This window comes from Oribacterium sp. HCP3S3_B9 (assembly GCF_052064255.1).
Lineage (GTDB): Bacteria > Bacillota > Clostridia > Lachnospirales > Lachnospiraceae > Oribacterium.
The window spans coordinates 1-639 of sequence record NZ_JBQHVY010000071.1; the positions used below are offsets into that span (position 1 = coordinate 1).

At 47.1% G+C, this 639-nt stretch carries 2 pseudogenes; both read left to right on the forward strand.

The features are described 5' to 3' along the window. A pseudogene (locus tag ACTNC3_RS11465) lies at positions 1 to 407 on the forward strand (hypothetical protein); the annotation flags it as partial. Then, positions 407 to 639: pseudogene (locus ACTNC3_RS11470) on the forward strand (ATP-binding protein); the annotation flags it as partial. The pseudogenes ACTNC3_RS11465 and ACTNC3_RS11470, both read left to right, overlap by 1 nt.

A 639-nucleotide genomic window follows, 5' to 3' on the forward strand; every position in this document is an offset into this window, starting at 1 on the left:
GATTCACCCAGTGGAATGGCCCATACTTCATTCAGAAAGCTCAGCTTATCGGAAAGAACACCGAGACAGTCATCCGGACCATCCTCAAGTCCAGGACCTATGAAGTCCAGACCTACCGTATGTGCATCGGGATTCTGAACTTCACAAAGAAGTACAGTAACCGGGCGCTTGAGGAGTGTTGCAAACAGGCAATCGAATTAAACAAACAGAAATACACTTTTATTAAAAATACGATTTCTGTTGTTGCAGATGACCTCGGAGAAGCAGGATACCGTTATTCGGTTCCATCAAAGAAAGCCCCTGAACGTGGCGGATACGTAATGCCACCAGAAGCATCCAGTATCGATACACTCTTATCTCGCAGCAAGGCTCTTGCTGATCATATGCGAGAGGAGGTGGATAGCTGATGCTTACAGGAACAGCACTCATGAACGAATTAGTGGATGAGCTAAACGAACTCAAACTTTCAACCATGGCAGCCACTTTGGACGAGCTGTACCATAGACCGGAATTCCTCGAAATGGACCGTCTGACACTTATCGCCGAGCTGATTGGCCCGCAGTTTCAGGAAAAAGTCAGCACGACACTGAAGAATCGTTTAACAGCTGCACGTCTAAATGGATCGCCTGAGGAACTGAC